Genomic DNA, 26440 nt, shown 5'->3' on the forward strand with positions numbered 1-26440 from the left:
CTGGAACAGGGGGAAATCAGACATGCCGTGGACCCGTAACGACGCGCTCGTGACCGGCGGGGCCTGCGTGCTGAACCTGCTCAGCTACGTGTTCTTCAACGCCCCCGACGGCCGTCACGCCGTGAGCGTGGCCGGGTTCCTCCTCGTCACGCTGACCGCCCTGCCGCTGCTCGCCCGCCGCCACCACCCGCTGGCGGCGCTCGCCGCCGTTCTGGTCCTCGACGCGACGGCCACCCTGGTCGTGCCGCTGCCCAGGCACTTCGGCGCCGTCCTGGTGGTCGCCCTGTACTCGGTCGCGCGAGCCTGCTCCGGCCGGGTGACGGCGCTCGCGGCAGCCGCGACGCTCGCGGTGACGCTGCTGGGCGAGAGCAGCGGCCAGGACGCCGTCATCGCGCCCCTCACCACCCTGGTCGTCGTGGCCGCCGCAATGGCGATCAACCGCTACCAGCGGGAGGTGGCGGCCAACCGCACGCTCCTCGCCGACCGCGCGGTGGCCGAGGAACGCCGCCGCATCGCCAGGGAGCTGCACGACATCGTGGCCCACCACATCACGACCATGCAGCTGATGGCCGGGGGAGCCAGGGCCAACCTCGCGGAACCCGAGGTCGCCCGCGACGCCCTGGTCACCCTGGAGTCCTCAGGACGGCTCGCGCTGCGCGAGATGCGGCAACTCCTCGACGTCCTGCGCGACGGCGACGACGCACCGGGGGACGCGCCGTCGCAGCCCCAGCCCGGCGCCGACGACCTGGACCGCCTGGTGGAGGAGTCCCGCCGCGCCGGGCTGCCGACCGAGCTCGGCGTCCACGGAACCCGCCGCCCGCTGCCGCCGACCGTGGGCCTCACGGTGTTCAGGATCGCCCAGGAGGCGCTCACCAACGCACGCAAGCACGCCGGGCCCGCCCGCGCGTCCGTCCAGCTGACCTACGGAGAGGACCACGTGACCATCGAGGTGACGGACGACGGCCAGAGCGCACCGCCGCCGGGCACGGGCGGTTACGGCCTGGTCGGCATGCGCGAGCGCGTCGCCCTGCACGGAGGCACCCTCACGGCCGGCCCGCAGGCAGGTGGCGGGTTCGCCGTGGTGGCCGACCTTCCGCTGCACGAGATGGCGGCACGATGAGCATCAGGGTCCTGATCGTGGACGACCAGCTGCTGGTACGGCGGGGCCTGTCGCTGATCCTCTCCCCGGACCCGGACTTCGAGGTGGTGGGCGAGGCCGAGGACGGCGCGCAGGCCGTCACCCTCGCCCAGCGGCTGCGCCCCGACGTCGTGGTGATGGACATCCGCATGCCCGTCCTCGACGGCGTCGCCGCGACCAGGGAGCTCGCCGCCACCGTGCCAGGCTCCAAGGTCCTGGCCCTCAGCACCTTCGACATGGACGAGTACCTCGTGGGCGCCCTGCGCGCCGGAGCCTACGGATTCCTGCCGAAGGACAGCACCCCGGAGGAGCTGAGCGCCGCGATCCGCACCGTACACGCGGGCGAAGCCGCGGTCGCCCCGCGCCTGCTCACCCGGCTGATCTCCACCTACGTCCGGGCACCGCACGCCGCGCCGCCGGCCCCCGCTGGCACGGCCGAGCTCACGCCCCGCGAGGTCGAGGTGTGGCGGCTGATGGCGACCGGGCTCGACAACACCGAGATCTCCGGCGCCCTGGACCTCAGCCTGTCCACCGTCAAGAACTACATCACCAGCATCTTCGACAAGCTGGCCGTCCGCGACCGCGCCCAGGCGGTCATCGCGGCCTACGAATCCGGCCTGGTCACCGCTCGACCGGATCGGATTGGATGATCCGCCAAGGAAGCAGACCGGCCAAGCCGGTGTTGTTGGTGGGTAAAACCTTGGTTTTGGGGCGCGCCGCCGTAGCGCCGTAGGCTGGCCCTGAAACGATCCACTAGGAGGTGACGCCCATGCTGCGAGACTCGTTCGGACGGGTGGCGACTGATCTGCGGGTGTCCCTCACGGACAAGTGCAACCTGCGCTGCACCTACTGCATGCCCCCCGAGGGCCTCGACTGGCTGCCCAACGCCCAGCTGCTCACCGCCGACGAGATCGTCCGCCTGGTCACCATCGGGGTGGAACGGCTCGGCATCACCGAGGTCCGCTACACCGGCGGCGAGCCGCTGCTGCGCCGCGAGCTGGTCGACATCGTCCAGCGCACCACGGCCCTGGAGCCCCGGCCACAGGTGTCGATCACCTCCAACGGCATCGGCCTGGCCAAGCTCGCCGTACCCCTCAAGGAGGCCGGGCTCGACCGGGTCAACGTCTCCCTCGACACGCTCGACCGCGACACGTTCAAGCGCCTGGCCCACCGCGACCGCTTCGAGGACGTCATCGACGGCCTCGCCGCCGCGCACGAGGCGGGGCTGCGGCCGGTGAAGGTCAACGCGGTCCTCATGCGCGGCATCAACGAGGCGGAGGCCTCGGCGCTGCTGCGGTTCTGCCTGGACAAGGCGTACGAGCTGCGCTTCATCGAGCAGATGCCGCTGGACGCCCAGCACGGCTGGAGCCGCGCCGACATGGTGACGGCCGACGAGATCCTGGCGCTGCTGTCCGCCGACTTCGACCTGGCGCCGGACGACACCGAGGAGCGCGGCAGCGCCCCGGCCGAGCGGTTCACCGTCGACGGCGGTCCAGGGCGCGTGGGCGTGATCGGGTCGGTGACCCGCCCGTTCTGCGGCGCGTGCGACCGGGTCCGCCTGACCGCCGACGGCCAGGTGCGCAACTGCCTGTTCGCCACCGAGGAGTCGGACCTGAAGGCGGCCATGCGCGCCGGCGCGTCCGACGACGAGCTGGCCGAGCGCTGGGTCGTCGCGGTCAAGGGCAAGCGCGCCGGGCACGGCATCGACGACCCGAGCTTCCTCCAGCCGGCCCGCCCGATGTCGGCGATCGGCGGTTAACCCCGTGTCCTACGACGCGGTCGTCCTCGCCGGGGGAGCGGCCCGTCGGATGGGCGGCGCCGACAAGCCCGCTCTCCGCGTCGGCGGCAGGACGCTCCTGGAGCACGTGATCGCCGCGGTCCCCGACGCCGGCCGGGTGATCGTCGTCGGCCCGGACACCGGGCTCCCCGGCGTCACGACGACCCGCGAGGACCCTCCGGGAGGCGGTCCGGTGCCCGCGCTCAGGGCCGGGCTGGCCCTGGTCGAGGCTCCGCAGGTGGTCCTGCTCGCGGCGGACCTCCCCTTTCTGCGTACGGAGCACGTGAAGGAACTGAGGGCCGCCGGCAAGGCCGTCCTGATCGACGACGACGGCCGCGAGCAGTGGCTGACCAGCGTCTGGCCCGCGGCCGAGCTCAGGGGCGCCCTGGACGGCTACCCGGGCAACTCGCTGCACGGCCTGCTCGGACCGCTCGACCCCGTACGGCGGGCGCTGCCGGGACGCGCCTGGTTCGACTGCGACACGATGGACGACCTGGAGGAGGCCCACATGAACGTTCTGACCGAATGGACCGCGCTGGCCTGCAAGGAGCTCGGCGTCGACCCCGCGCGGGTGGACAGGGACGTGATCCTCGACCTGACCAAGGAGGTGGCGCACGGGGTGGCCAGGCCGGCCGCACCGCTCACGGCGTACCTGCTCGGTCTGGCCCAGGGCGCGGGCACCGCGCCCGAGGACGCGGTGGCCCGGCTGACCACGCTGGCGCACAACTGGGAACGCGCGACGACCGAGACCCTGACCGACGGCTGACCTGCAGTTACCGCAGAAAGTCAAACCTGAGGATTTGCTGTGAATTTCACTCAGGGATGGCTGTAAACGATTTCGGGAAAGAAGCCCTATCCGTTCTCGGAGATCCGCTATGAGACGCGGCGTCCAGGAAAAGTCCTGGGAAAAGGGCGACGCCGGGTGGTTACGGGGGCAAACCACCCGGCGTCGCTTCATCGGCGTTCCGACGGGGGCCCGGAACGCCGGCACCAGCACTCCGACGGGGGACCGGAGCGCTTGTCTAAAGCGTACACCTACAACCCGTGGGATGCGTCAAGACTTAGTCACGACCCGATCTCGCGTCGGTGGAGTGGTATCTCGCTTTGGTTAGCTTCAGGGCTCTGAAAGGTAGGAGGCGGGGCATCCTTACTTCTCTCATTGGCCCCGATTACGGCTATGTATGGCAAAAAGACGGCTCCGGCGATGAACAGCAGCCGGTACGGCCAGGGGAGGGGCACCACCACCGCCAGGATCAGGCAGATCGTGCGGATCCCCATCTTGATCAGGTAGCTCTTCTCGCGTCGGCCGATGTCCTCGGACAGCGAGGGCTGGGCGTCCGTCACCTGATGGACGACCTGATTCCTGCGTCGGCCCTTCACATAATCCACCGTAGACCTCCAAGGGGGCGGCCGGTGATCGGGCCCGGGCGCGGAACGCCCGGTCATGCGATCATGGCCTTCGGGTAAGGGAGGACAACATGACGGACAGAACGTATCGGGTGACCGAGATAGTCGGGACGTCGGGGGAGAACCTCGACCAGGCCATACGCAACGGCATCCGCAGGGCCTCGCAGACGCTGCGCCACCTCGACTGGTTCGAGGTCACCGAGATCCGCGGCCACATCGACGGCGGCGAGGTCGCCCACTACCAGGTGGGGATGAAGGTCGGCTTCCGCCTGGAGGACTCATAGGGGACACTCTGGGCATGCCGCGCCGCTTAGCCGCCGTCCTGGCCGCCCTGACGCTGGCCGTACCGGCCCTGACGTCCTGCTCGGCCCAGCCGCCGCCGCCCAAGGCGGCGACGGCGCCCCAGAAGGGCCTGCTCGTGCAGACCGCGCAGGACGTCGCCCGTACGGCGGGCAGCGTCAAGCGCCTCGACGACCTGCCCCTGTACGAGATGACCTTCAGCGGCGGCTACGACGCCGAGGCCCCGCTCACCGACGCGGAGCTGGCGCGCAAGGACGACGCCTGGGCCTGCTCGCTGTTCCACCGCGGCCACGAGCTCGGCCGCAACTTCGACTGGCAGCCCAACCCGGCGATGGTCGTGCACGCCAGCCCGCCCGGCGGCTACGCCTCGCTGTCGCTCGCCGACATCTCCTACGTGCTCGACCGGAGCACCCCGCCCGACCTGAACAGCCCGGACGACCGGCGCCGGCTCGCGCACGCCGTGCTCATCCCCTTCGACGGCATGAACGAGAAGGGCCTGGCCGTCGGCATGGCCGCGGTGCCCACCGCCGAGCTGCCCGCCAAGGACCCCGCGCGCAAGACCGTCGGCAGCGTCCGCGCCATCCGCCTCATGCTGGACCGCGCCGCCAACGTCGACGAGGCCGTCGCGCTGCTGCGCACCTACAACATCGAGTTCTCCGCCGACGGCCCGCAGATCCACTACCTGCTGGCGGACAGGTCGGGGAAGTCGGTCGTGGTGGAGTACACCGCGGGAAAGATGCACGTCATCGACGACAACGTGCTCACCAACTTCACCATGGCGGGCACCAGCAGGGCGCGCCGCCTCGACGACCGGCGCTACCGCACCCTGGCCGAGAACCTCGGCACCAAGGCGGACGGCCTGGCCCTGCTGGAGAGCGTCGCGCAGGCGCACACCCGCTGGTCGGTCGTCTACGACCTCGAAGCGGGCACGGCCAGGCTCGTCACCGGTCAGAAGTGGGGCACGGTGCGCACCCTGACGCTCAGCTCGCCTGGCTGACCGTCGACATGTTGAAGTCGGGCACCCGCACGGCGGGCATGATCGTGCGGGTGAAGTAGTCGTTCCACTCCCGCGGCAGCGTCTGCTCGCTCGCCCCCACCTCGGTGATGCGCCCGAGCAGGTCCACCGGGCTCTCGTTGAAGCGGAAGTTGTTCACCTCGCCGACGACCTCGCCGCCCTCGACCAGGTAGACGCCGTCGCGGGTCAGCCCGGTCAGCAGCAGCGTCTGCGGGTCGACCTGCCGGATGTACCACAGGCAGGTGACGAGGAGGCCGCGCTCGGTCGCCGCGACCATCTCCTCCAGCGAGCGCCCGCCGTCCGGGCCGCGCATGATCAGGTTGTCGATGCCCGGCGTCAGCGGCAGCCCGCTCTGCCCGGCCGAGTGCCTGGTCTGCAGCAGCGAGGTCAGCGTGCCGCCGGACAGCCAGTCGGTCGGCGCCAGCGGCAGCCCGTTGTCGAACACCGACTGGGTGCGGCCCGAGGCGTGCGCGATCACGAACGGCGCGCACTCGACACCCTCGGCCCACGGGTCGCCGGACAGCGTGACGGGCAGCTCGGCCAGCCGCTCGCCGACGCGGGTGCCGCCGCCCTGCTTGGCGAAGACGGTGCGGCCGTCGAGCGCGTCCCTGGCGCCGGCGTTCCAGTAGGTGTAGATGAGCAGGTCGGCGACGGCCGAGGGCGGCAGGATCGTCTCGTAGCGCCCGGCGGGCAGGTCGATGCGGTTCTTGGCCCACTCCAGGCGGGTGCTCAGCGACGCGTCGAGCGCGGCGACGTCCACGTCGGTGAAGTCGCGGGTGGCCACGCCCGTCCACGCCGAGCGCTTCAGGTCGGCCGACTTGGCGTTGAGCTCCAGGCGGCCGGTCGGCTGGTCGTGGCGCAGCCGCACCCCGGCGGAGGTGCCTACGAAGGTGGAGGTGAGCAGGTGCTCGGCGAAGCCGTACAACCTCCTGCCCCCGGCCTCGGCGGCGGCGAAGCTCTCGCCCAGGGCGGGAGCGAAACCGGAGAAGACCCCGATGTCGGTCGGGAAGACCGGGTAGGCCCAGTGCGCCGACGGGACGCCGCCCTCGACCAGCGGCATGGCGTCCTCGGCCGGCTGCGCCTCGCGCGCGGCCGCGTCGGCGGCGGCCACCACGTCGGGGAACTGCTCGTCGCGCACCGAGGTGCGCGACACCACCCCGGTGGCGCCGCCCACGATCGAGATGACCGTGAGTCTGGTGGACTGGCTGACGCCGTTGGTGGTCAGCGTGTTGCCGGCGAAGCGCAGGTTGGCGGTCGAGTCGTGGTCGACGATGACGACGCAGTCGTCGGCGGTGGAGAGCTCGAGAGCCCGCTCCACCATCTCCTGGGGCCCCATCATCACTTGCCACCCTCCTGCACCGTGTTGAGGATACGGACGCCGCGGAAGAGCGCCGTCGGGCAGCCGTGGCTGACCGGGGCGACCTGGCCGGGCTGGCCCTTTCCGCAGTTGAACGCGCCGCCCAGGACGTAGGTCTGCGGGCCGCCGACCGCCTCCATCGACCCCCAGAAGTCGGTGGTCGTCGCCTGGTAGGCGAAGTCGCGCACCTGCCCGGCCAGCGCGCCGTCGACGATGCGGTAGGCGCGCTGCCCGGTGAACTGGAAGTTGTAGCGCTGCATGTCGATCGACCAGCTCTTGTCGCCGACGATGTAGAGGCCGCGCTCCACCCGCGAGACGAGCTCGTCGGTGGAGGGCCCGTTCTCGGCGGGCTTCAGCGAGACGTTGGCCATGCGCTGGATCGGCGTGTGCCCGGGGGAGTCGGCGAACGCGCACCCGTTGGAGCGCCCGAACCCCTTGAGCAGCGCCATGCGCCGGTCGAGCTGGTAGCCGACCAGGACGCCGTCCTTCACGATGTCGAAGCTCTGCCCGGCCACACCCTCGTCGTCGAACCCGACCGTGGCCAGCCCGTGCTCGACCGTACGGTCACCCGTCACGTTCATCACCGGGGAGCCGTAGACCAGCGAGTTCAGCTGGTCGAACGTGGCGAAGGAGGTGCCCGCGTAGGCGGCCTCGTAGCCGAGCGCCCGGTCGAGCTCGGTGGCGTGCCCGATCGACTCGTGGATGGTCAGCCACAGGTTGGACGGGTGGATCACCAGGTCGTGGTCGCCCGCCTCGACGCTGGGCGCGGCCAGCTTCTCCGCCAGCAGCTCGGGGAGCTGGGCCAGCTCGGCCGCCCAGTCCCAGTGGGAGCCGGTGAGGTACTCGTAGCCGCGGCCCACCGGAGGGGCGATCGTCGACATGTCGTCGAACCCGGTGGCCGACGCCTTCATCACGTTCAGCTCGGGGTGGACGCGCACCCGCTGCTGGGTGGTGCTCGTGCCCGCGCTGTCGGCGTAGAACTTCTGCTCCTTGACCTGCAGCAGGCGGGCGCTCGCGTGGTCGGCGCCCTTCAGCAGCCCGGCAGACCACTCGGCCAGCAGCGCCACCTTCTCAGCGGCGGGGACGGAGAACGGGTCGATCTCGTAGGGCGACACCCAGGTGAGGTCGGAGTGGACCGGTTCCGGGGCGAGCTCGATCGGCTCCCTGTTGATCGGCGCGCTCACCTCGGCCACCCTGACCGCCTGCTCGGCGACCTTCACGGCGGCCTCGGGGGTCAGCTCGGAGCCCGCGGCGAACCCCCACGTGCCGCCCTTCACGACCCGGACCGCGTAGCCCAGGTCGTCGGCGTCCATGGAACCCTCGAGCCTGGCGTCGTAGAGGCTCAGCGTCTCCGACCTGACGCGCTCGAGGCGGAAGTCGGCATGCTCGGCGCCCAGGTCGCGGGCGCGCTGCAGCGCCGCGTCGGCCAGCTGCCTGAGCGGCAGCGCGCGGAATTCAGGATCGATCTGTCCCATGTCGACGATCCTAACCCTGTGATCTTGTCCGACCCGGACAAGGGCATACCGGCCGGTAGGAGATAGCGTCAGGTGCCATGGCACGCTCAGTACTCGTCACAGGAGGCAATCGCGGCATCGGCCTCGCGATCGCCCGCGAACTCGCCGCGGCAGGCGACAACGTCGCCGTCACCTACCGCTCAGGAGAGCCCCCGGAGGGGTTGTTCGGCGTCCGCTGCGACGTCACCAGCTCCGACGAGGTCGACGCGGCCTTCGCCAAGGTCGAGGCGGAGCAGGGTCCCGTCGAGGTGCTCGTGTCCAACGCGGGCATCACCAAGGACACGCTGCTGGCGATGATGAAGGAGGAGACCTTCACCGACGTCATCGACGCCAACCTCACCGGCGCCTACCGCGTCGCCAAGCGCGCGATCAGGCCCATGATGAAGCTCAAGCGCGGCCGCATCATCCTCATCTCCTCCGTCGTCGGCCTGTCGGGCCAGGCGGGGCAGTCCAACTACGCCGCCTCCAAGGCGGGGCTGGTCGGCTTCGGACGCTCGCTGGCGCGCGAGTACGGCTCGCGCGGCATCACGGTCAACGTCGTGGCCCCCGGCTTCGTCGAGACCGACATGACGGCCGAGCTCGACGGCGCCGAGATCATCAAGAACATCCCGCTGGGCAGGCAGGCGGCCCCCGGCGAGATCGCACGCGTCGTGAAGTTCCTGGCGGGCGACGACGCCTCCTACATCACCGGGGCAGTGATCCCCGTCGACGGCGGACTCGGAATGGGGCACTGAACATGGGAATCCTCGAAGGCAAGCGGCTGCTGATCACCGGCGTCCTCACCGACGCCTCCATCGCCTTCTCCGTGGCCAAGCTGGCCCAGCAGGAGGGCGCCCAGATCGTCCTGACCGGCTACGGGCGGCTCAGCCTGGTCGAGCGCATCGCCAAGCGGCTGCCCGAGCCGCCGCCGGTGCTGGAGCTCGACGTCACCTCCACCGAGCAGCTCGGCACGCTGGCCGACCGGGTGAGCGAGCACCTCGACGGGCTCGACGGGGTCGTGCACGCGATCGGCTTCGCGCCGCAGACGGCGCTGGGCGGCAACTTCCTCAACACCTCGTGGGAGGACGTCGCCACCGCGGTGCACACCTCCACGTACTCGTACAAGTCGCTCGCTGTGGCGTGCCTGCCGCTGATGAAGGCGGGCGGGGCCGTGGTGGGGCTCGACTTCGACGCGAGCAAGGCGTGGCCGGTCTACGACTGGATGGGCGTGGCCAAGGCGGGGCTGGAGTCGTGCAACCGGTACCTGGCGCGGGACCTGGGCAAGCACGGGATCCGGGTCAACCTGGTGGCGGCTGGGCCGTTGCGTACGATGGCCGCGAAGTCGATCCCGGGGTTCAAGGAGTTCGAGGACAGCTGGCCGGAGAAGGCGCCGCTGGGCTGGGACATCAACGACACCGAGCCTGCGGCGAAGGCTTGCCTGGCGCTGCTGTCCGACTGGTTCCCCGCCACGACGGGCGAGATCGTCCACGTCGACGGCGGCGTACACGCCATCGGTGCATAAACCCTTCATAGGGTACGGCGGAGCCGAGGGACACCCCACCCGCCGACCACGGCCGGGCTCCTTCCAGGAGCACGCTCACCGTGCGTTCCCACGTCCCGCCGTTACGACGGGGAGAGAAGCGCCGAAGCGGTCCTGGGAAGGGCAGGTCGGGCGATGTTGGGGCTCCGCCGTACCCCTAAAGGCCCTTAAGCAAGTCTGTGACGACCAGGACGCAACGGGTCGAAGGGAATGCTGGCCGCGTCGGCGCGGCGGCGGCGTTGCTGGATGATGCGGCTGGCCAGGATCGCCGAGGCCAGGAGCGCCGCCGTCAGCGCCGTCCCGATCGCGTCGTTGTCCGGCGCGCTCGGCCGCACGACCTCCTTGTCGCGCATCTGCCCCGCCAGCCGCTCCGACAGCGGGTTCGGCCACAGCAGGTCGATGTGCGGCTCGTCGGTGTCCGCCGTCGGCTCGTCGGCGATCGTCGCGGTCACCGTCTCCATGAGCTGCGGATGGTTCGGCGGCTGGTCGGTCGGCTCGGCCGTCACCTCAGCCTCCCGCGAGGCCGTCGGCGTGGGCGAGGCGGTCGGCGTGGCGCGCCGCCCCGGCTCGGTCGGCACCGGGTCCTGGTCGGTCAGCGTGCCGAGCACGCTCTGGTCACCGCAGGCCAGCACCGGCAGGCACACGTCGTCCAGCCCGTCGGGCAGCAGCGGATCGGGGGACGAGGCGGCGGGGGAGGGTTTCTTGCCCGACTGCGACGGGCTCGGGTGGGCCGTGGGCGCCACCTGGCCCACCGGGTCGAGCACCTTGCCCGTGGTCGAGTCGACCTGGTCGGTGACCGGTTTGGTCGCGTCGCCTGTCAGCCCGTCGACGGCGTCGGTCACCCCGTCCACGATCTGGCACAGCCCGCTGGTCACCCCGCCCAGTAAGCCTCCGCCGCGCGAGCAGTCGCTGACCTGCGCCGAAGCGGGCGCGGCGCCGAGGGGGATCGCGGCCAGTGCGAGCGCCAGGAATCCTGCCGAGATCGCGGCCCTGCTCCGCATTCCTCCCCCTCCTGTCGTCGTCCGCCGCTCGAAATCTTGATGGACACGCGGCCGAATTCGGCGCAAAGTTGCGATTCGGTATCGATTAGTGATACGCGAAAGGGACTCTCATTCGGTTGACGAGACATCGTCGAGCGCCTCGCGGATCTCCCTGGGCAGCACCAGATCCTCCGCCAGCAGCACCCCGCCGAGTTGCGCGTGGGTGCGCGCACCGACGATCGCCGAGGCCACCCCCGGCTGGTCGCGCACCCAGGACAGCGCCACCGCCAGCGGCGAGGCGCCCAGCCCGTCGGCCGCCGTCATCACCGACTCGACCACCCGCCGGGACCGCTCGTCCAGGTAGGGGCGGACGAAGTCGGCGAAATGCGGCGTCGCGGCGCGCGAGTCCGCCGGGATGCCCGTCCGGTATTTGCCGGTCAGCACCCCTCTGCCCAGCGGCGACCAGGCCAGCACGCCCGCGCCCACGTGGTCGGCTGCGGGCAGCAGCTCCCGCTCGGGCTCGCGGGCCAGCAGCGAGTATTCCGCCTGCGCCGAGGTGATCGGGATCTTACCGCGCTGGGCGACGGCCGCCGCGGCGAGCTGCCAGCCGGTGTAGTCGCACACCCCGGCGTAGACGGCGCGGCCGGAGGTGACGATCGCGTCGAGCGCCGCGAGGGTCTCCTCCAGCGGCACCTCGGGGTCGAAGGTGTGCAGCTGCCACAGGTCCACGTAGTCGACGCCGAGCCTGGCCAGCGAGGCGTCGACGGCGGCGATGAGGTGCCGCCTGGAGGCGTCGCGCGGCCTGCGCCCCATGGGGGTGACCACGGCCTTGGTGGAGATGACGAGCTCGGAGCGGGGGACGGTGTCCCTGACGAGCCGCCCGAGCAGCCGTTCCGCGTCGCCGCCCGTGTAGACGTCGGCCGTGTCGACGAGCGTGCCGCCCGCCTCGACGAACGTCCGCAGCTGCGCCGCCGCGTCTTCGGCGTCGGTGTCACGCCCCCAGGTCATCGTGCCGAGTCCGAGACGGGACACCGACAGGCCGCTCCGCCCCACATAGCGCTGCTCCATGATCTGGCCAGATTACCGGTCCCTTGTCCAAAACTCCGGTAGGCGGCGGGTCACGTCTTCGCCCGGGTACGGCGGAGCCGCCCGTGAAGCGATCGCTTGCGTAGGGTGTCTGGTGTGACCACGTTGCTACTGGCTCGACACGGCTTGACCCATATGACCGGACCGGTGCTGGCGGGATGGACGCCGGGGGTGCATCTGAGCGAGGCTGGCCAGGCGCAGGCCAAGGCGCTGGCCCAGCGGATCGCGGGCGTGCGGCTCGACGCGATCGTGTCCAGCCCCCTGGAGCGGTGCCAGGAGACCGCCGCGGCCGTGGCCGAGGGGCGGGAGGTGGAGGTCCAGACCGACGAGCGGTTCGGCGAGTGCGGCTACGGCGACTGGACGGGACGGCCGCTGAACGAACTGGCCAAGGAACCGCTGTGGCAGGTCGTCCAGGCGCATCCGAGCGCCGCCGTCTTCCCCGGCGGCGAGGCGCTGGCGGACATGCAGCACCGCGCGGTGAAGGCCGTCAGGGACTGGAATGCACTCCTGGGGGAGAAGGCTGTCTACCTCGCGTGCAGCCACGGAGACGTGATCAAGGCCATCGTCGCGGATGCCCTGGGGCTCCATCTCGATCAGTTTCAGCGCATTACTGCTGATCCAGCGGCCCTGACCGTGATTCGCTATACCCCCATTCGCCCCTTTGTTCTCAGGGTTAACGATATGGGGGATTTGAAGCTGTCCGAGGATTCGGGGGAGAAAGACGGGGGAGAAAACATCACCGGGAGCGATGCCGCCGTCGGCGGTGGACCCGGGACCACGTAAGGTCAGCGTATGCCGGTCTTCGACTACGACCCACCAGATCGGTTCGTGGCCGGTGCCTTGGGGCAACCGGGGGCGCGAGCCTTCTTTCTGCAGGCCAGGGCCGAGGGCAGACTGACCACGGTGGCGCTGGAGAAACTGCAGGTGGAAGCGCTCGCGGGCAGGCTCGACGAGCTGCTCGACGAGGTCCTGCGCAAGAGCGGCGGCACCGCGCACGTTCCCGCCCTGGCACCAGCCGACCTGGCCGACAACGGCCCGCTCGAGCAGCCGATCGACGAGGAGTTCCGGGTCGGCACGATGGCGCTCGGCTGGGACGAGGAAGACGCCAAGGTGGTCATCGAGGCCCAGGAGATCGTCGACGAGGACGACTTCGAAGGGCCGGAGCCCGCCGTCCTGCGCGTGCGCATCACCGCCGGGGTGGCCAGGGCCTTCTCGCAGCGCGCACTACGACTTGTGGCGGCCGGCCGGCCGCCGTGCCCGCTGTGCGGGCAGCCGCTGGACGCGGCGGGGCACATCTGCGTCCGGCTCAACGGATACCGCGGGGGTGAGGTCGCTTCGTGAGGATCGTCGTGACACAGCGGCGCGCGAGATCCGTGTGGATCGTCGTGACCGATCGGGGCGCTGGATGAGCGCGCCGGAGAGCGAGCCTGCGCTGAGCCAGGCCCCGGCGCCCGTCATCGACGACGACAGCGCGCTCAGACTGCTGCGCGACGGCAAGCTGGAGGTCGCCGGCCGCCTGGTCGAAGCCACCAACATGACCCTCTACTGCTCCATCACGCTCGGTGCCCAGCGCGCCGCGTGCGTCTACAAGCCGGTGCGCGGCGAGCGCCCGCTCTGGGACTTCCCCGACGGCACGCTGGCCGCCCGGGAGGTCGCCGCGTTCGAGGTGTCGCAGGCCACCGGGTGGCGCATCGTGCCGCCGACCGTGCACCGCGACGGCCCGTTCGGCCCCGGCATGTGCCAGCTCTGGATCGACACCGAGGCCGAGGTCGACCTGATGGCCCTGGTGCGCAGCCGCCACCCGGCGCTGCGCCGGATGGCCGTCTTCGACGCCGTCGTCAACAACGCCGACCGCAAGGGCGGCCACCTGCTGCCCCAGCCCGACGGGCACGTCTACGGCGTCGACCACGGCGTGTGCTTCTCCGCAGAGGACAAGCTGCGCACGGTGCTCTGGCAGTGGCGCGGCCGTACGCTGCCGCGCGACGCGGTCGCGGTGCTGGCCAAGCTGGAGCGCGAGCTCGAGTCGGGCTCGCTCGGGCGCAGGCTGCGCGAGCTGCTCACGCTGGCCGAGGTGGAGGCGACCTGGATGCGGGTGCGGCGGCTGCTCGACACCGGCACCCACCCCTACCCCTCAGAGGACTGGCCGGCGATCCCGTGGCCGCCGATCTAATAGCGTTTGTCCTATGTGCATGGTGATCGTGAAGACGGGCGAGCCGCTGACCCTCATGGGCGTGCGGGAGGAGCTCGTCGATCGGCCCTGGGAGGGTCCTGGCGAGTACTGGCCCGAATACCCCGGGGTGGTCGGCGGGCGCGACCTCAAGGCGGGCGGCACCTGGCTGGCGGTCGACCGGGCGAAGCGCACCGCCGCCGCCCTGCTCAACGGGCGGGGCACCCCGGCGCCCGAGCAGACCAAGATCTCCCGGGGCGACCTGCCGCTGCGCGCGGTGGCCTCGGGGAGCCTCCCGGACGTGGACCTCACGCGCTACGACCCCTTCCACCTGCTGCTGGCCACCCCTGAGGGCACCCGGCTGTGGTCCTGGGACGGGGTACGGCTGAGCGAAGCCGTACTGCCCGAGGGCGTGAGCGTCATCGTCAACAGCGGCCTCGACCCGGACGACCCGCGCACCATCGCCCAGGCGCCCAGGTTCGCCGCGGCGCAGGACTGGCACGGGCTCACCGCCGACGCGCCGTCCAGCGACCCGTCCGCGTTGATCATCAGGCACGAGCTGCCCGACGGGCGCGTCTACGCCTCGTCGTCGGTCACGCTGCTCACCCTGGGAATGGATGGCGTCGGTTATGAGTTCGAGGACTTCAGCGGGTGGCGCGCCATCCGCTGATGGAGTGACCCCAGCGGATGGATAGGCTCAAAGTATGAGATCGTGGTCTGCCCCGAACATGCCCAGGCTTCCCGGCGAGAGCGTGCCGCTGCGCCTCTACGACACCGCCTCAGGCCGGGTCAGGCAGACCGATCCCGGTCCCACCGCGCGCATGTACGTCTGCGGCATCACCCCGTACGACGCCACCCACCTCGGGCACGCCAACACCTACCTCGCCTTCGACCTGGTCGGCCGCGTGTGGCAGGACATGGGGCACGAGGTGCACTACACGCAGAACGCCACCGACGTCGACGACCCGCTGCTGGAGCGCGCCGAGCAGACCGGCATCGCCTGGCAGGACCTCGCCGAGCGCGAGATCGAGCTGTTCCGCACCGACATGGAGGCGCTGCGCATCCTGCCGCCGCGCGACTACATCGGCGTGACCGAGGTGGTCGAGCGCGTCGCCGACCTGGTCAGAAGCCTGGAGGGGCACACCTACACGCTCGACGGCGACGTGTACTTCAGCCGCGCCTCAGCGCCCAAGTTCGGCGAGATCTCCGGCTACTCCGAACAGGAGATGCTGGCGCTGTCCGCCGAGCGCGGGGGCGACCCCGACCGGCCGGGCAAGCGCGACCCGCTCGACTGGCTGCTGTGGCGCGCCGAGCGGCCGGGCGAGCCCGCATGGGACAGCCCCCTGGGCAGGGGACGGCCCGGCTGGCACATCGAGTGCACCGCGATCGCGCTGGACCACCTGGGCGCCGGGTTCGACGTGGCGGGCGGCGGGACCGACCTGATCTTCCCGCATCACGAGTGCGGCGCCTCCGAGGGGCTGGCGGCGACCGGAGAGTGGCCGTTCGCCCGCTTCTACACCCACGCCGGCATGGTCGCGCTGGACGGCGAGAAGATGTCGAAGTCGAAGGGCAACCTCGTCTTCGTCTCCCGGCTGCGCGCCGACCACGACCCGATGGCCGTGCGGCTGGTGCTGCTGGCCCACCACTACCGCGAGGACTGGGAGTACACCCCCATCCAGCTCGCCCAGGCCGAGCTGCGGCTGGGACGCTGGCGCGAGGCGCTCGCCCTGGAGGCTGCGCCGCCGGTCAACCCGCTGCTGGAGCAGGTGCGCGAGCGCCTGGCCGACGACCTCGACGCGCCGGGCGCGCTGGCGGCGATCGACGCGTGGGCGAAGGTGGCCCTGGACACGGCCTCCACCACCAGGCGGGCCAGGATGGAACGTCCCACCCTGTTGCGCGCGCTCACCGACGCGCTGCTGGGCGTCAAGCTCTGAAGCACCTGACCGCCGGGGCGAAGCGGCCCGCGACCACCTGCTTGTAGACGGCCTCCGTGCGCTCGGCGATGCGCCGCCAGCCGTACTCGCCGTGCGCCCTGCGGGCGCTGCGCTCGGCGATGGCGGCCCGGCGGGCCGGGTGGTCCAGCAGGTCGCGCAGCGCCCTGGCCAGCGCCTCGGGCCGGCGCGGCGGCACGAGCACCCCGCACCCGGCCACGGTGTCGAGGTGCCCGCCGACCGCCGTGGCGATCACCGGGACGCCGCAGGCCATCGCCTCCAGCGGCACCATGCCGAACGGCTCGTACCAGGGGACGGACACGACCACGTCGGCCGAGCGCATCAGCGCGGGCACCTGCGCGCGCGCCACGCTGCCGACCACGCGCACCCGGTCGGACAGGCCGTAGGCGCCGGCCAGGTGGCGCAGCCGTAAGGCCTCCTCGTCGTCCGGCGAGCCGCCCGCGATGATCACCTCCACGTCCGGCAGGTCGCGTACGGCCCGCACCAGCGTGTCGACGCCCTTGCGCGGCACCAGGCGGCCGATGCTGAGCACCCGGTGGCGGCCGATCGGCCGCTCGGTGACGGGGCCGCCCGGGTGGAAGGTGTCCACGTCGACGCCGCAGGGCACGATCTCCACCCGCTCCTCGGGCACGCCCAGGGCGCGCAGCTCGTGCACCTCGTCCGTGCACGTGGCCAGCACCAGCCTGGCCCGCCGCCCGATCTCGCGCTCTGCGGCGATCCTGCCGGGCGGGCTGGCGTCGGCCTGGCCCTGCCAGCGCCGCTTGACGGCGCCCAGGGCGTGGAAGGTCTGCACGACGGGCACGCCGTCGGCCGCGGTGAGCGCGGCGAGTCCGCTCATCCAGAAGTGGGCGTGCACGACGTCGGGGCGGCGCGCCGCCCACCGCTCGGCCAGCCGTACGGCGAAGGCGGGCATGTGCGGCGCCAGCGCGTCCTTCTCCAGTGGTACGGCGGGCCCGGCGTCGACGTACTCCAGCACGGCCCCGGGCGCCAGGGGCGTCGGGCGCTGCTCGGGCGAGCTGCGCCTGGTGTGCACGACGACGTCGTGCCCGCGCGCGGCGAGGGCGGCGGCCAGCGCGGCGACGTGAACGTTCTGCCCGCCCGCGTCGGCGCCGCCGATCGCCGCCAGCGGATCCGCGTGCTCGGAAACCAGATCGATCTTCATCTAGATCAACTCCCTCGAGACATGGGCGAGCCAGGGCTCAGGGGACGGGGAACCCTCGACTACCGAACCAGGCGCGTTTCAAACACGGCGGCCCGGGCAGCCGGTGCGAGGCCTGCGAGGAGGTAGTTGAGGTGTTCACTCGTCATCCGGCGGCGGCGGTCCTGTTCCACAGGGACGGCACCCTCATCGAGAACGTGGCGGACAACGCGGACCCGTCCCAGGTCGAACCCATGCCGGGCGCGCAGGAGGCGCTCACCCGGATGCGCCGCGCCGGCGTGCAGGTCGCGGTCATCACGAACCAGCCGGGGGTGGCCCGCGGCAGGGTGAGCCCGGACGAGCTGCACGAGGTCAACACGCGGGTGGAGGAGCTGCTCGGCCCGTTCGACGCGTGGGCCATCTGCGTGCACGCCGAGGGCGACGGCTGCGGCTGCCGCAATCCCGCGCCCGGCCTGGTGCTGCGCGCGGCGGACACCCTGCACGTGAGCCCGTTCGACTGCGTGGTCATCGGCGACGCGGGCAGCGACATGGCGGCGGCCAGGGCGGCGGGGGCGCGGGGCATCCTGGTGCCGACCTGGCAGACGCGGCGCGAGGAGGTCGAGGCGGCCCGCGAGGTGGCGGGCAGCCTGACCGACGCCGTCGACCGGGTCGACCCACTCGACTACGGCGTGACGCTGACCAGGCACTCGTTCACCGGCCTCATGGATCAGGCCCAGGTCGTCGGCTGGAGCCGCTGGTAGACCTAGGGGACGGTGCTGAGGAAGCGCCGTTGCTCCTCGGCCGGAAGGTGGTCGCTGAACAGCACGCCGTCGAGGTGGTCGGCCTCGTGCTGCAGCACCCTGGCCAGCACGCCGAGCGCGCGCACCGTCTTCTGCTTGCCGTGCATGTCACGGCCACGCGCCGTGACCATGAAGGACCGTTCCAGTGGCCACCACAGTCCCGGCGCTGACAGGCACGCCTCGTCGGCCACGATCCGGCGCTGCGACAGCTCCAGCACCGGGTTCACCAGGTGCCCCTCGGCGCCGTCATAGGAGTAGACGAGCACCCGCACCGGCACGCCGATCTGCGGAGCGGCCAGCCCGGCCCGGCCGGGTTTGGCGCGCATGGTCAGGGTCAGCGACCTGACCAGGGCGCGCAGTTCCTTGTCGAAGTCCTTGACCGGGTCGGCGACAGAGCGCAGCACCGGATCACCGAAAGAGCGAATCGTCTCAGCCAACGCAACTCCCCGATACGTCGCGACGTCCCGAGAGAGGATTCCCCACCTACTGGGTGGCCAATCTCTGTTAAATCCGTGTTGCGCGGGTGATACAGATGCTTTGCCTGTTACGGCGGTGCGACGGCTGTAACCGACGCACGGTCACACAACGTCAATGTGCGTAACCAGCGCCTCCTACGTTTCGGATATCCCCCGACGTAGGAGAAACCATGACGAAGTGGATCGCCGACTGGCGCCCCGACGACCAGGCCTTCTGGGCGAGCACCGGGAAGAAGGTCGCCAGGCGCAACCTGATCTTCTCCATCCTCGCCGAGCACCTCGGGTTCACCGTCTGGACCCTGTGGTCCATCGTCGCCGCCAAGATGGGCAACTACTCCTTCACCACCGACCAGCTGTTCTGGCTTGTGGCGCTGCCCAACCTCGTCGGCTCGGCCCTGCGCCTGCCGTACACCTTCGGTCCCGCCAGGTTCGGCGGGCGCAACTTCACCGTGGTCAGCGCGCTGCTGCTGCTCATCCCGGCGATCCTGCTGGGCGTGGCGGTCGGCAACCCGGGCACGCCGTACTGGCTGTTCCTGGTGATCGCCGCGACGGCCGGGTTCGGCGGCGGCAACTTCGCCTCCAGCATGGCCAACATCACCTACTTCTACCCGCAGGCCAGGCAGGGCTCGGCGCTCGGACTCAACGCGGCGGGCGGCAACATCGGGGTCAGCTCGGTGCAGCTCGTCATGCCGCTGGTGATCGGCGGGCTCGGGCTGGCGGCCGCCGGGTGGTTCTGGGTGCCGTTCATCGTCGTGGCCGCGGTGTGCGCGTGGCTGTTCATGGACAACCTGACCGGCGCCAAGGCCTCGCCGCGCGAGCAGATCGCGGTCGCGGGCAAGGCGCAGACGTGGATCATGTCGTTCCTCTACATCGGCACGTTCGGCTCGTTCATCGGCTACTCCACCGCGTTCCCGCTGCTGTCCAAGAGCCTGTTCCCCGGCTCGCCGTGGGCGGCCGTCGCCTTCGTGGGGCCGATGCTCGGCTCGCTGATCCGGCCGATCGGCGGCTGGCTGTCCGACCGGATGGGCGGCGCGCCCGTGACGCTGTGGAACTTCGCCGCGATGGGCGGCGGGGTGGGGCTCGTCTGGCTCGGGGTCTCCTCGGGCAACTTCTGGCTGTTCTTCCTGGCCTTCCAGCTGCTGTTCGTGACCGCGGGCATCGGCAACGGCTCGACCTACCGGATGATCCCGGCCATCTTCCTGGCCACCGCGCCCGACGCGGCCACCGGCAAGAAGCAGGCGTCGGCGGCCATCGGGATCATCTCGGCGATCGGCGCTTTCGGCGGCTTCCTCATCAACCGGGCGTTCGGCATGTCCTTCGCCTCGACCGGCAGCCCGGCCTCGGCGCTGGCCGCCTTCGCCCTGTTCTACGTCGCCTGCTTCGCCCTGACGTGGTGGTGCTACGTCCGCGCGGTGGGCCCGAGCCTGGCCCACGCACGAGTCTGATTGGTCGCTCACCCTCCTCACTCGCTCCGCGGCCAGCCTCGTTCCTCGGCCGTCCACTCCGCTCGCTGCGTCGGGTTCGCTCCGGTGTAACCCTCACAGCGGCAGTGAGCGGCTGTTAGCACAGCAGTAACAGAAGGGACCCAAGGGTGAAACCACCCAAAAGCACGATCGACCATGTGACCTCACTATCCGATCGCGTCCCTGTGATGACGCACTGCCCGTACTGCGCCCTGCAGTGCGGCATGCGTCTCACGCCGGGCGAGCGGGGGGTCACCGTCGAGGCCACCCCGAGCGGCCTGTGCCAGAAGGGCTGGACGGCCGCGGAACTGCTGACCAGCGCCGACCGCCTGACCACCCCCCTCCTGTACGGCGAGGCCGTCACGTGGGACACCGCGCTCGACCACGTCGCGGAACGGCTCGCCGCCCTCAAGCGCGAGCACGGCGCCGACAGCGTCGCGGTCTTCGGCGGCGGCGGGCTGACCAACGAGAAGGCCTACCTGCTGGGCAAGTTCGCCAGGGTCGCCCTGGGCACCAGCCAGATCGACTACAACGGCCGCTTCTGCATGTCCTCGGCGGCCGCCGCCTCCAACCGGGCGTTCGGCATGGACCGCGGCCTCCCATTGCCGATCGCCGACCTGGCGGACGCCGACGTCGTGCTGCTGGCCGGCGGCAACGTCGCCGAGACGATGCCGCCGCTGGTGCGCAGGCTGCCCCTGGACGGGCTGATCGTCATCGACCCGCGCAGGACGGCGACCGCCAAGCTCGCCGCCCTGCACCTGCAGCCCGCTCCGGGCACCGACCTGGCGCTGGCGCTGGGGCTCCTGCACCTGGTGATCGCCGAAGGAGGCGTCGACGCGGACTACGTGGCGGCAAGGACGACCGGATTCGAAGCGGTTCGAACGTCGGTGACGTCGTGGTGGCCCGAGCGGGTGGAGCGGGTGACCGGGGTGCCGGTGGCTCGCATGCGCACCGCCGTACACATGCTGAAAAATGCCCATAAGGCGGTCATCCTCACCGGGCGCGGCGCCGAGCAGCACGCCAAGGGCACCGACACCGTCACCGCGTTCATCAACCTCGCCCTCACCCTCGGCCTGCCCGGCACGCCGGGCTCCGGCTACGGCTGCGTCACCGGGCAGGGCAACGGGCAGGGCGGCAGGGAGCACGGCCAGAAGGCCGACCAGCTGCCCGGCTACCGCAGGATCGACGACCCGGCGGCGCGCGCCCACGTGGCGGGCGTCTGGGGCGTCTCCCCGGACTCGCTGCCCGGCGCGGGACGTTCCGCCTACGAGCTGCTCGACGCGCTGGGCGCGGACGGCGGGCCGAAGGCGCTGCTGCTGTTCGGCTCCAACCCCGTCGTCTCCGCGCCGCGCTCAGGCTCGGTCACCGAGCGGCTGCGCGCGCTGGACCTGCTGGTGGTCTGCGACATCGTCATGTCGGAGACCGCCGCGCTGGCCGACGTCGTCTTCCCCGTCACGCAGTGGGCGGAGGAGGACGGCACCATGACCAACCTCGAAGGCCGTGTGGTGCTGCGCCGCAAGGCCCTCGCGCCGCCGCCCGAGGTCAGGAGCGACCTCGACGTGATCACCGGCCTGGCCGTACGGCTCGGACACGACTGGGACGCGGCGCCGCGCGCCGTCTTCGAGGAGCTGCGCAGGGCGAGCGCCGGAGGGCCGGCCGACTACGCGGGCCTCACCTACGAGCGGCTCGCCACGGACGGCCTCCACTGGCCCTGTCCCGAAATTTCCCACCCCGGGACGCCGCGGACCTTCCTGGAGAGGTTCGCCACCCCCGATGGGCTCGCCAGGTTCGTCCCCGTCGAGCACCGGCCACCCGCCGAGGAGCCCGACGACGACTACCCCGTCTACCTGACCACCGGCCGGGTCCTGGCCCACTACCAGAGCGGCGCCCAGACCCGCAGGATCGCGCCGCTCATGGACGCCTCGCCCGAGCCGTTCGTCGAGCTGCACCCCTCGCTGGCCGAGCACCTCAGCATCGCGCCGGGCGACCAGGTCAGGGTCACCAGCCGCAGAGGCGACACCACCGGCGTCGCCAGGATCAGCGACGCCATCAGGCGCGACACCGTGTTCATGCCGTTCCACTGGGAGGGAGCCAACCGGCTCACCAACCCGGCGCTCGACCCCGTCTCCCGCATGCCCGAGTTCAAGGTGTGCGCCGTCAGAGTGGAGCGCGTCGCATGAAGATGGTCGTCGTCGGCAACGGCATGGCAGGGGCGCGGCTGGTCAGCGAGGCGCGGGCGCTGGCGCCCGACCTCGGGATCACCGTGCTCGGCGCGGAGAACTGGCAGCCCTACAACCGGGTGCTGCTCTCCAACGTCCTGGCCGGGAGCTCGGGGCCCGACCAGGTACGGCTGCTCGACCCCTCGTGGTACGCCGAGCACGGTGTCACCGCCGTGCTCGGCGCCGAGGTGGTCGGCATCGACCGCGAGGCCAGGACGGTCACGACGGCCGACGGGCGGCGCGAGCCGTACGACACGCTGGTCCTGGCCACCGGCAGCGCAGCGGTCGTCCCGCCCATCCCGGGGGCGGAGCACGCGGTGGCCTTCCGCACGCTGGACGACTGCCGCCAGATCATGGACGCCGCCCGCACCGCGCGCGGCGCTGTCGTGGTGGGCGGCGGGCTGCTCGGCATCGAGGCGGCGCGCGGGCTGGCCGGGCGCGGCCTGCCCGTCACGCTCCTGCACCTGGCGGGCCACCTCATGGAGCGCCAGCTCGACGCCGAGGCCGGGCTGGTGCTCGGCGAGACGCTCGGCGGGCTCGGCGTGGAGATCCGTACCGGGGTGAACGTCACCGAGATCGTCCAAGGCTCGGGGGTACGGCTGGCCGACGGCGAGCTGGTGCCCGGCGAGCTGGTGGTGCTGGCCTGCGGCGTGCGCCCGGTGACCGGCCTGGCAGCCGAGGCGGGCCTGGCCGTACGGCGGGGCGTCGTCGTGGACGACGAGATGCGCACCTCCGACCCGTCGATCTTCGCCATCGGCGAGTGCGCGGAACACGACGGCACCGTCTACGGCCTGGTCGCCCCCGCCTGGGAGCAGGCCGCGGTCGCGGCGGGTGTCATCACCGGTGGGAAGGCGCTGTATCGCGGCTCCCGCCTGGTCACCAGGCTCAAGGCCAAGAGCGTCGAGCTGGCCGCGATGGGCGAGACGCACCTGACCGAGGACCAGGCCGAGGTGGTGCGGTTCAGCCACCGGGCCCGCGGCACCTACCGCAAGCTCGTCATCCGCGACGGACGGCTCGTCGGGGCGATCGTCCTGGGCGCGAGCGACGCCGTGGGAGAGCTGACCCAGCTGTTCGACCGGGGCGGTCCCGTGCCGGGTGACCGCGCCGGGCTGCTGTTCCCCGGCCTGGCGGGGGCGCCGGTGGCCGACAGCCCTGTCCGGATGCCGGACGCGGCCCGGGTGTGCCAGTGCAACAACGTGACCAAGGGCCAGATCAGGGCGTGCTGGGAGGCGGGCGCGCGCGACGTCGCGGCCGTCGCAGCCGCCACGCGGGCCACGACCGGGTGCGGCACCTGCCGCGACGCGGTCGAGGGCATCGTCGGCTGGCTGTGCGAGCAGGAGGGGGTGTCGGCATGACGCGACGTGTCGTCGTGGTGGGGTTCGGCCCCACCGCGCACCGGTTCGTGGAGACGCTGGTGGCGCGCGGATTCTCCGGGCGCGTGACGGTGCTGGGGGAGGAGCCGCGGCCCGCCTACGACCGGGTGGCGCTCACGTCCTACCTGACCGAGGCGGGCGTGGACCTCACCTACCCCGAAATACCCGGCGCCGTGGTGCGTCTGGACAGCCGGGTGGCGGCCGTCGACCGGGCTCTCAAGACCGTCACCACCGCGGACGGCCACGTGGAGCCCTACGACGTGCTGGTCCTGGCCACCGGGTCCGCGCCGTTCGTGCCGCCGGTGCCGGGGGCGTCCCACGCCTTCGTCTACCGGACCATCTCCGACCTCGACGCCATCAGGGCCGCTTCCCGTGACGCGACCGAGGGAGTGGTGGTCGGCGGCGGGCTGCTCGGCCTCGAAGCGGCCGACGCGTTGCGCGGGCTCGGGCTGAACACCCACATCGTGGAGATGAGTCCCTGGCTGATGCCGCGCCAGGTCGACGAGGGCGGCGGCGCCGTCCTGCGCGGCCAGATCGAACGCCTCGGGCTGAGCGTGCACGCCGGGGCCGGCGTCAAGGAGATCCGTGTCGAGGACGGCCGGGTGACCGGGCTGCTCAAGCCGGACGGCACGCTCATCGACGCGCAGGTCGTGGTGTTCTCCGCGGGCATCAGGCCGCGCGACGAGCTGGCCAGGGCCTCGGGCCTGGAGGTCGGCGAGCGCGGCGGCATCGTCACGGACTCGGGCCTGCGCACCTCCGACCCGTCCGTCTACGCCATCGGCGAGTGCGCGCTCGTCGGCGGCTCGATCTACGGGCTGGTCGCCCCCTGCTTCGCCATGGCCGAGGTGGCCGCCGACCGGATCCTCGGCGGGCCGTCGTCGTTCGACGGCGCGGACCTGTCGACCAAGCTCAAGCTGCTCGGCGTCGAGGTGGCGCAGTTCGGCGCGATGAGCGGCGCGCTCGACGTCACCTACATGGACCCCGTCGCTGGCGTCTACAAGCGGCTGTTCATCAGCGACGACGCCAAGACGCTGCTCGGCGGCATCTGCGTCGGTGACGCCTCGCCGTACGCCACCCTGCGGCCCTTCGTCGGCAAACCGCTCCCGGCCGCGCCGTCCGACCTGCTGTTCACCGGCTCCGGCGTCCAGCTCGACCTGCCGGACGAGGCGCAGGTGTGCTCGTGTAACAACGTCAGCGCCGGGACGATCCGCACCGCGATCGCCGCCGAAGGCCTCACCAACGTGCCCGCGGTCAAGAAGTGCACCCGCGCCGGGACCACGTGCGGCAGCTGCCTGCCCATGCTGAAGACGTTGCTGGAGGGCGCGGGGGTCGAGCTCAGCAAGGCGCTGTGCGAGCACTTCGCCTATTCGCGGGCTGAACTGTTCGACATCGTCCAGGTGCGCGGCATCACCACCTTCTCGTCGCTGATCGAGGGGTTCGGGCACGGGCGCGGGTGCGACATCTGCAAACCGGCCGTCGCCTCGATCCTGGCCTCGCTGCGCGGCGAGCACGTGCTGTCCGGCGAGCTGGCCGCGCTGCAGGACACCAACGACCGGTTCCTGGCCAACATCCAGAAGAACGGCACCTACTCCGTCGTTCCCCGCATTCCCGGCGGCGAGATCACCCCGGACAAGCTCATCGTCATCGGCGAGGTCGCCCGCGACTTCGGCCTCTACACCAAGATCACCGGCGGGCAGCGGATCGACCTGTTCGGCGCCCGCGTCGAGCAACTGCCGCTCATCTGGAAACGGCTGGTCGAGGCCGGGTTCGAGTCGGGGCACGCGTACGGCAAGGCGCTGCGCACGGTCAAGTCGTGCGTCGGGTCCACCTGGTGCAGGTACGGCGTGCAGGACTCCGTCGGGCTCGCCATCGCGCTGGAGCTGCGTTACCGGGGGCTGCGCTCGCCGCACAAGCTCAAGTCGGCCGTGTCCGGATGCGCCCGCGAGTGCGCCGAGGCCAGGTCGAAGGACTTCGGCATCATCGCCACCGAGCACGGCTGGAACCTCTACGTCGGCGGCAACGGCGGCTTCAAGCCCCGCCACGCCGACCTGCTCGTCTCCGACGTCCCGACCGACGAGCTGATCCGGGTCATCGACCGGTTCCTCATGTTCTACATCCGCACGGCCGACCGGCTGCAGCGGACCGCGGCCTGGCTGGAGTCGCTCGACGGCGGGCTCGACTACCTGCGCTCGGTGATCGTCGACGACTCGCTGGGGTTGTGCGGCGAGCTGGAGGCGCAGATGGACCGGCACGTGGGCGGTTACGCCGACGAGTGGCGGGCGACGCTGGAGGACCCGGAGAAGCTCTCGCGGTTCGTCAGCTTCGTCAACGCGCCGGGCACACCTGACCCGTCGATCGCCTTCGAGACCTCCCGCGACCAGATCAAACCCGTCCTTCTTCCTCTGGAGGTGGCTCGCTCATGAGCATCATCGACACGCTCGGCTGGACCGTGGTGTGCGACTACGCGCGGTTACTGCCGGAGAGCGGGGTCTGCGCGCTGGTCGACGGCCAGCAGGTCGCGATTTTCCGTGATTTTTCAGGACATGTGTACGCCGTGGGCAACCGCGACCCCTACAGCGGGGCCTACGTCATGTCGCGCGGCATCGTCGGCAGCAGGAACGGCGAGCCGACCGTGGCCTCGCCCATGCACAAGCAGGTCTACTCGCTGATCACCGGTGTGTGCCTGGACGACCCGGCGCTTGCCGTACCGATATATCCGGTCCGTGTGGACCGGGGACTTGTGGAGGTTGGCGCGTGAG

Annotated in this window: 26 protein-coding genes; 19 read left to right on the forward strand and 7 right to left on the reverse strand. The window is 71.3% G+C overall.

Annotated features, from left to right (window positions below; translation table 11 throughout):
• Positions 1-22 precede the first annotated feature (22 nt).
• From ACIBG8_RS00855 to ACIBG8_RS00870, 4 genes are all read left to right on the forward strand, one after another.
• Positions 23-1120 carry a sensor histidine kinase gene (locus ACIBG8_RS00855; RefSeq protein ID WP_397340333.1) on the forward strand — a complete coding sequence of 366 codons (1098 nt, stop codon included), beginning with the start codon at positions 23-25 and terminating at the stop codon, positions 1118-1120.
• Positions 1117-1788: a response regulator gene (locus ACIBG8_RS00860; RefSeq protein WP_397340334.1), complete on the forward strand. Its 672-nt coding sequence runs from the start codon at positions 1117-1119 to the stop codon at positions 1786-1788. Before ACIBG8_RS00855 ends, ACIBG8_RS00860 begins: the two co-directional genes overlap by 4 nt.
• A 119-nt stretch (positions 1789-1907) precedes the next feature.
• Positions 1908-2897: a GTP 3',8-cyclase MoaA gene (moaA, locus tag ACIBG8_RS00865; RefSeq protein ID WP_397340335.1), complete on the forward strand. Its 990-nt coding sequence runs from the start codon at positions 1908-1910 to the stop codon at positions 2895-2897.
• A gap of 4 nt (positions 2898-2901) precedes the next feature.
• Positions 2902-3681, forward strand: a complete 780-nt coding sequence (locus ACIBG8_RS00870; RefSeq protein ID WP_397340336.1) for an NTP transferase domain-containing protein — start codon at positions 2902-2904, stop codon at positions 3679-3681.
• Positions 3682-3980: 299 nt separating this feature from the next.
• Here ACIBG8_RS00870 and ACIBG8_RS00875 read toward each other — a convergent pair whose 3' ends face one another.
• Positions 3981-4304, reverse strand: a complete 324-nt coding sequence (locus ACIBG8_RS00875) for a DUF3099 domain-containing protein (RefSeq protein ID WP_397340337.1) — start codon at positions 4302-4304, stop codon at positions 3981-3983.
• Between the two features lie 89 nt (positions 4305-4393).
• On the opposite strand from ACIBG8_RS00875, the gene ACIBG8_RS00880 reads away from it, so the two are divergent.
• Together ACIBG8_RS00880 and ACIBG8_RS00885 are read left to right on the forward strand one after the other, a co-directional pair.
• On the forward strand, positions 4394-4606 hold the full coding sequence (locus ACIBG8_RS00880; protein ID WP_397340339.1) for a dodecin: 213 nt from the start codon (positions 4394-4396) through the stop codon (positions 4604-4606).
• A gap of 14 nt (positions 4607-4620) precedes the next feature.
• Positions 4621-5619, forward strand: coding sequence for a carcinine hydrolase/isopenicillin-N N-acyltransferase family protein (locus ACIBG8_RS00885; RefSeq protein WP_397340341.1), 999 nt, complete (start codon positions 4621-4623; stop codon positions 5617-5619).
• On the opposite strand, the gene ACIBG8_RS00890 is transcribed toward ACIBG8_RS00885, so the two are convergent.
• Both ACIBG8_RS00890 and ACIBG8_RS00895 read right to left on the reverse strand, forming a co-directional pair.
• Positions 5603-6973 (reverse strand): metallopeptidase TldD-related protein, encoded by a 1371-nt coding sequence (locus ACIBG8_RS00890; protein ID WP_397343880.1) that lies wholly within the window; start codon positions 6971-6973, stop codon positions 5603-5605. The genes ACIBG8_RS00885 and ACIBG8_RS00890 overlap by 17 nt on opposite strands.
• Before the next feature lie 2 nt (positions 6974-6975).
• Entirely contained in the window at positions 6976-8469 is a 1494-nt protein-coding gene (locus ACIBG8_RS00895) for a TldD/PmbA family protein (RefSeq protein WP_397340342.1), read from the reverse strand.
• A gap of 77 nt (positions 8470-8546) precedes the next feature.
• Between ACIBG8_RS00895 and fabG the strand changes: the two genes are divergently transcribed.
• On the forward strand, positions 8547-9242 hold the full coding sequence (gene fabG / locus ACIBG8_RS00900; protein ID WP_397340343.1) for a 3-oxoacyl-ACP reductase FabG: 696 nt from the start codon (positions 8547-8549) through the stop codon (positions 9240-9242).
• Positions 9243-9244: 2 nt separating this feature from the next.
• Positions 9245-10009 carry an enoyl-ACP reductase FabI gene (gene fabI, locus ACIBG8_RS00905; protein ID WP_397340344.1) on the forward strand — a complete coding sequence of 255 codons (765 nt, stop codon included), beginning with the start codon at positions 9245-9247 and terminating at the stop codon, positions 10007-10009.
• 185 nt (positions 10010-10194) lie between these two features.
• Here fabI and ACIBG8_RS00910 read toward each other — a convergent pair whose 3' ends face one another.
• Positions 10195-11028 carry a hypothetical protein gene (locus ACIBG8_RS00910; RefSeq protein ID WP_397340345.1) on the reverse strand — a complete coding sequence of 278 codons (834 nt, stop codon included), beginning with the start codon at positions 11026-11028 and terminating at the stop codon, positions 10195-10197.
• A gap of 108 nt (positions 11029-11136) precedes the next feature.
• Positions 11137-12075 (reverse strand): aldo/keto reductase, encoded by a 939-nt coding sequence (locus ACIBG8_RS00915; RefSeq protein ID WP_397340346.1) that lies wholly within the window; start codon positions 12073-12075, stop codon positions 11137-11139.
• Between the two features lie 114 nt (positions 12076-12189).
• On the opposite strand from ACIBG8_RS00915, the gene ACIBG8_RS00920 reads away from it, so the two are divergent.
• From ACIBG8_RS00920 to mshC, 5 genes are all read left to right on the forward strand, one after another.
• On the forward strand, positions 12190-12876 hold the full coding sequence (locus ACIBG8_RS00920; RefSeq protein ID WP_397340347.1) for a histidine phosphatase family protein: 687 nt from the start codon (positions 12190-12192) through the stop codon (positions 12874-12876).
• Between the two features lie 9 nt (positions 12877-12885).
• Positions 12886-13434 carry a DUF3090 domain-containing protein gene (locus ACIBG8_RS00925; RefSeq protein ID WP_397340348.1) on the forward strand — a complete coding sequence of 183 codons (549 nt, stop codon included), beginning with the start codon at positions 12886-12888 and terminating at the stop codon, positions 13432-13434.
• Between the two features lie 64 nt (positions 13435-13498).
• Positions 13499-14263, forward strand: coding sequence for an SCO1664 family protein (locus ACIBG8_RS00930; protein ID WP_397340349.1), 765 nt, complete (start codon positions 13499-13501; stop codon positions 14261-14263).
• Between the two features lie 13 nt (positions 14264-14276).
• On the forward strand, positions 14277-14930 hold the full coding sequence (locus ACIBG8_RS00935; RefSeq protein ID WP_397340350.1) for an NRDE family protein: 654 nt from the start codon (positions 14277-14279) through the stop codon (positions 14928-14930).
• A 34-nt stretch (positions 14931-14964) separates the two neighbouring features.
• Positions 14965-16194 carry a cysteine--1-D-myo-inosityl 2-amino-2-deoxy-alpha-D-glucopyranoside ligase gene (gene mshC / locus ACIBG8_RS00940; RefSeq protein ID WP_397340351.1) on the forward strand — a complete coding sequence of 410 codons (1230 nt, stop codon included), beginning with the start codon at positions 14965-14967 and terminating at the stop codon, positions 16192-16194.
• On the opposite strand, the gene ACIBG8_RS00945 is transcribed toward mshC, so the two are convergent.
• Entirely contained in the window at positions 16184-17374 is a 1191-nt protein-coding gene (locus ACIBG8_RS00945; protein ID WP_397340352.1) for a glycosyltransferase, read from the reverse strand. The two genes, mshC and ACIBG8_RS00945, sit on opposite strands and share 11 nt — an antisense overlap.
• Positions 17375-17505: 131 nt before the next feature.
• Between ACIBG8_RS00945 and ACIBG8_RS00950 the strand changes: the two genes are divergently transcribed.
• Positions 17506-18111, forward strand: coding sequence for a D-glycero-alpha-D-manno-heptose-1,7-bisphosphate 7-phosphatase (locus tag ACIBG8_RS00950; RefSeq protein WP_397340353.1), 606 nt, complete (start codon positions 17506-17508; stop codon positions 18109-18111).
• A gap of 2 nt (positions 18112-18113) precedes the next feature.
• On the opposite strand, the gene ACIBG8_RS00955 is transcribed toward ACIBG8_RS00950, so the two are convergent.
• Entirely contained in the window at positions 18114-18587 is a 474-nt protein-coding gene (locus tag ACIBG8_RS00955) for a peptide deformylase (protein ID WP_397340354.1), read from the reverse strand.
• 209 nt (positions 18588-18796) lie between these two features.
• On the opposite strand from ACIBG8_RS00955, the gene ACIBG8_RS00960 reads away from it, so the two are divergent.
• The 5 genes from ACIBG8_RS00960 (at position 18797) to nirD (ending at position 26439) form a co-directional block, all read left to right on the forward strand.
• Positions 18797-20071: an MFS transporter gene (locus tag ACIBG8_RS00960; RefSeq protein ID WP_397340355.1), complete on the forward strand. Its 1275-nt coding sequence runs from the start codon at positions 18797-18799 to the stop codon at positions 20069-20071.
• A 206-nt stretch (positions 20072-20277) separates the two neighbouring features.
• Positions 20278-22269 (forward strand): molybdopterin oxidoreductase family protein, encoded by a 1992-nt coding sequence (locus ACIBG8_RS00965; protein ID WP_397340356.1) that lies wholly within the window; start codon positions 20278-20280, stop codon positions 22267-22269.
• On the forward strand, positions 22266-23663 hold the full coding sequence (locus ACIBG8_RS00970; RefSeq protein ID WP_397340357.1) for an FAD-dependent oxidoreductase: 1398 nt from the start codon (positions 22266-22268) through the stop codon (positions 23661-23663). Before ACIBG8_RS00965 ends, ACIBG8_RS00970 begins: the two co-directional genes overlap by 4 nt.
• Positions 23660-26104, forward strand: a complete 2445-nt coding sequence (gene nirB, locus ACIBG8_RS00975; protein ID WP_397340358.1) for a nitrite reductase large subunit NirB — start codon at positions 23660-23662, stop codon at positions 26102-26104. Before ACIBG8_RS00970 ends, nirB begins: the two co-directional genes overlap by 4 nt.
• Positions 26101-26439 carry a nitrite reductase small subunit NirD gene (gene nirD / locus ACIBG8_RS00980; protein WP_397340359.1) on the forward strand — a complete coding sequence of 113 codons (339 nt, stop codon included), beginning with the start codon at positions 26101-26103 and terminating at the stop codon, positions 26437-26439. Before nirB ends, nirD begins: the two co-directional genes overlap by 4 nt.
• The last annotated feature ends 1 nt before the right edge of the window (position 26440 follow it).

Source organism: Nonomuraea sp. NPDC050556, assembly GCF_044457355.1.
Lineage (GTDB): Bacteria > Actinomycetota > Actinomycetes > Streptosporangiales > Streptosporangiaceae > Nonomuraea.

Excerpts from the sequence above, each read along its gene's own strand:
- ACIBG8_RS00880 (WP_397340339.1), top strand. The coding sequence starts at position 4,394 with ATGACGGACAGAACGTATCGGGTGACCGAGATAGTCGGGACGTCGGGG.
- ACIBG8_RS00960 (WP_397340355.1), top strand. The coding sequence starts at position 18,797 with ATGACGAAGTGGATCGCCGACTGGCGCCCCGACGACCAGGCCTTCTGG.
- ACIBG8_RS00885 (WP_397340341.1), top strand. The coding sequence starts at position 4,621 with ATGCCGCGCCGCTTAGCCGCCGTCCTGGCCGCCCTGACGCTGGCCGTA.
- ACIBG8_RS00915 (WP_397340346.1), bottom strand. The coding sequence starts at position 12,075 with ATGGAGCAGCGCTATGTGGGGCGGAGCGGCCTGTCGGTGTCCCGTCTC.
- ACIBG8_RS00945 (WP_397340352.1), bottom strand. The coding sequence starts at position 17,374 with ATGAAGATCGATCTGGTTTCCGAGCACGCGGATCCGCTGGCGGCGATC.
- moaA (WP_397340335.1), top strand. The coding sequence starts at position 1,908 with ATGCTGCGAGACTCGTTCGGACGGGTGGCGACTGATCTGCGGGTGTCC.
- fabG (WP_397340343.1), top strand. The coding sequence starts at position 8,547 with ATGGCACGCTCAGTACTCGTCACAGGAGGCAATCGCGGCATCGGCCTC.
- ACIBG8_RS00910 (WP_397340345.1), bottom strand. The coding sequence starts at position 11,028 with ATGCGGAGCAGGGCCGCGATCTCGGCAGGATTCCTGGCGCTCGCACTG.
- ACIBG8_RS00925 (WP_397340348.1), top strand. The coding sequence starts at position 12,886 with ATGCCGGTCTTCGACTACGACCCACCAGATCGGTTCGTGGCCGGTGCC.
- fabI (WP_397340344.1), top strand. The coding sequence starts at position 9,245 with ATGGGAATCCTCGAAGGCAAGCGGCTGCTGATCACCGGCGTCCTCACC.
- ACIBG8_RS00855 (WP_397340333.1), top strand. The coding sequence starts at position 23 with ATGCCGTGGACCCGTAACGACGCGCTCGTGACCGGCGGGGCCTGCGTG.
- ACIBG8_RS00965 (WP_397340356.1), top strand. The coding sequence starts at position 20,278 with ATGACGCACTGCCCGTACTGCGCCCTGCAGTGCGGCATGCGTCTCACG.
- ACIBG8_RS00935 (WP_397340350.1), top strand. The coding sequence starts at position 14,277 with ATGTGCATGGTGATCGTGAAGACGGGCGAGCCGCTGACCCTCATGGGC.
- ACIBG8_RS00890 (WP_397343880.1), bottom strand. The coding sequence starts at position 6,973 with ATGGGGCCCCAGGAGATGGTGGAGCGGGCTCTCGAGCTCTCCACCGCC.
- mshC (WP_397340351.1), top strand. The coding sequence starts at position 14,965 with ATGAGATCGTGGTCTGCCCCGAACATGCCCAGGCTTCCCGGCGAGAGC.
- nirB (WP_397340358.1), top strand. The coding sequence starts at position 23,660 with ATGACGCGACGTGTCGTCGTGGTGGGGTTCGGCCCCACCGCGCACCGG.
- ACIBG8_RS00860 (WP_397340334.1), top strand. The coding sequence starts at position 1,117 with ATGAGCATCAGGGTCCTGATCGTGGACGACCAGCTGCTGGTACGGCGG.
- ACIBG8_RS00895 (WP_397340342.1), bottom strand. The coding sequence starts at position 8,469 with ATGGGACAGATCGATCCTGAATTCCGCGCGCTGCCGCTCAGGCAGCTG.
- nirD (WP_397340359.1), top strand. The coding sequence starts at position 26,101 with ATGAGCATCATCGACACGCTCGGCTGGACCGTGGTGTGCGACTACGCG.
- ACIBG8_RS00930 (WP_397340349.1), top strand. The coding sequence starts at position 13,499 with ATGAGCGCGCCGGAGAGCGAGCCTGCGCTGAGCCAGGCCCCGGCGCCC.
- ACIBG8_RS00970 (WP_397340357.1), top strand. The coding sequence starts at position 22,266 with ATGAAGATGGTCGTCGTCGGCAACGGCATGGCAGGGGCGCGGCTGGTC.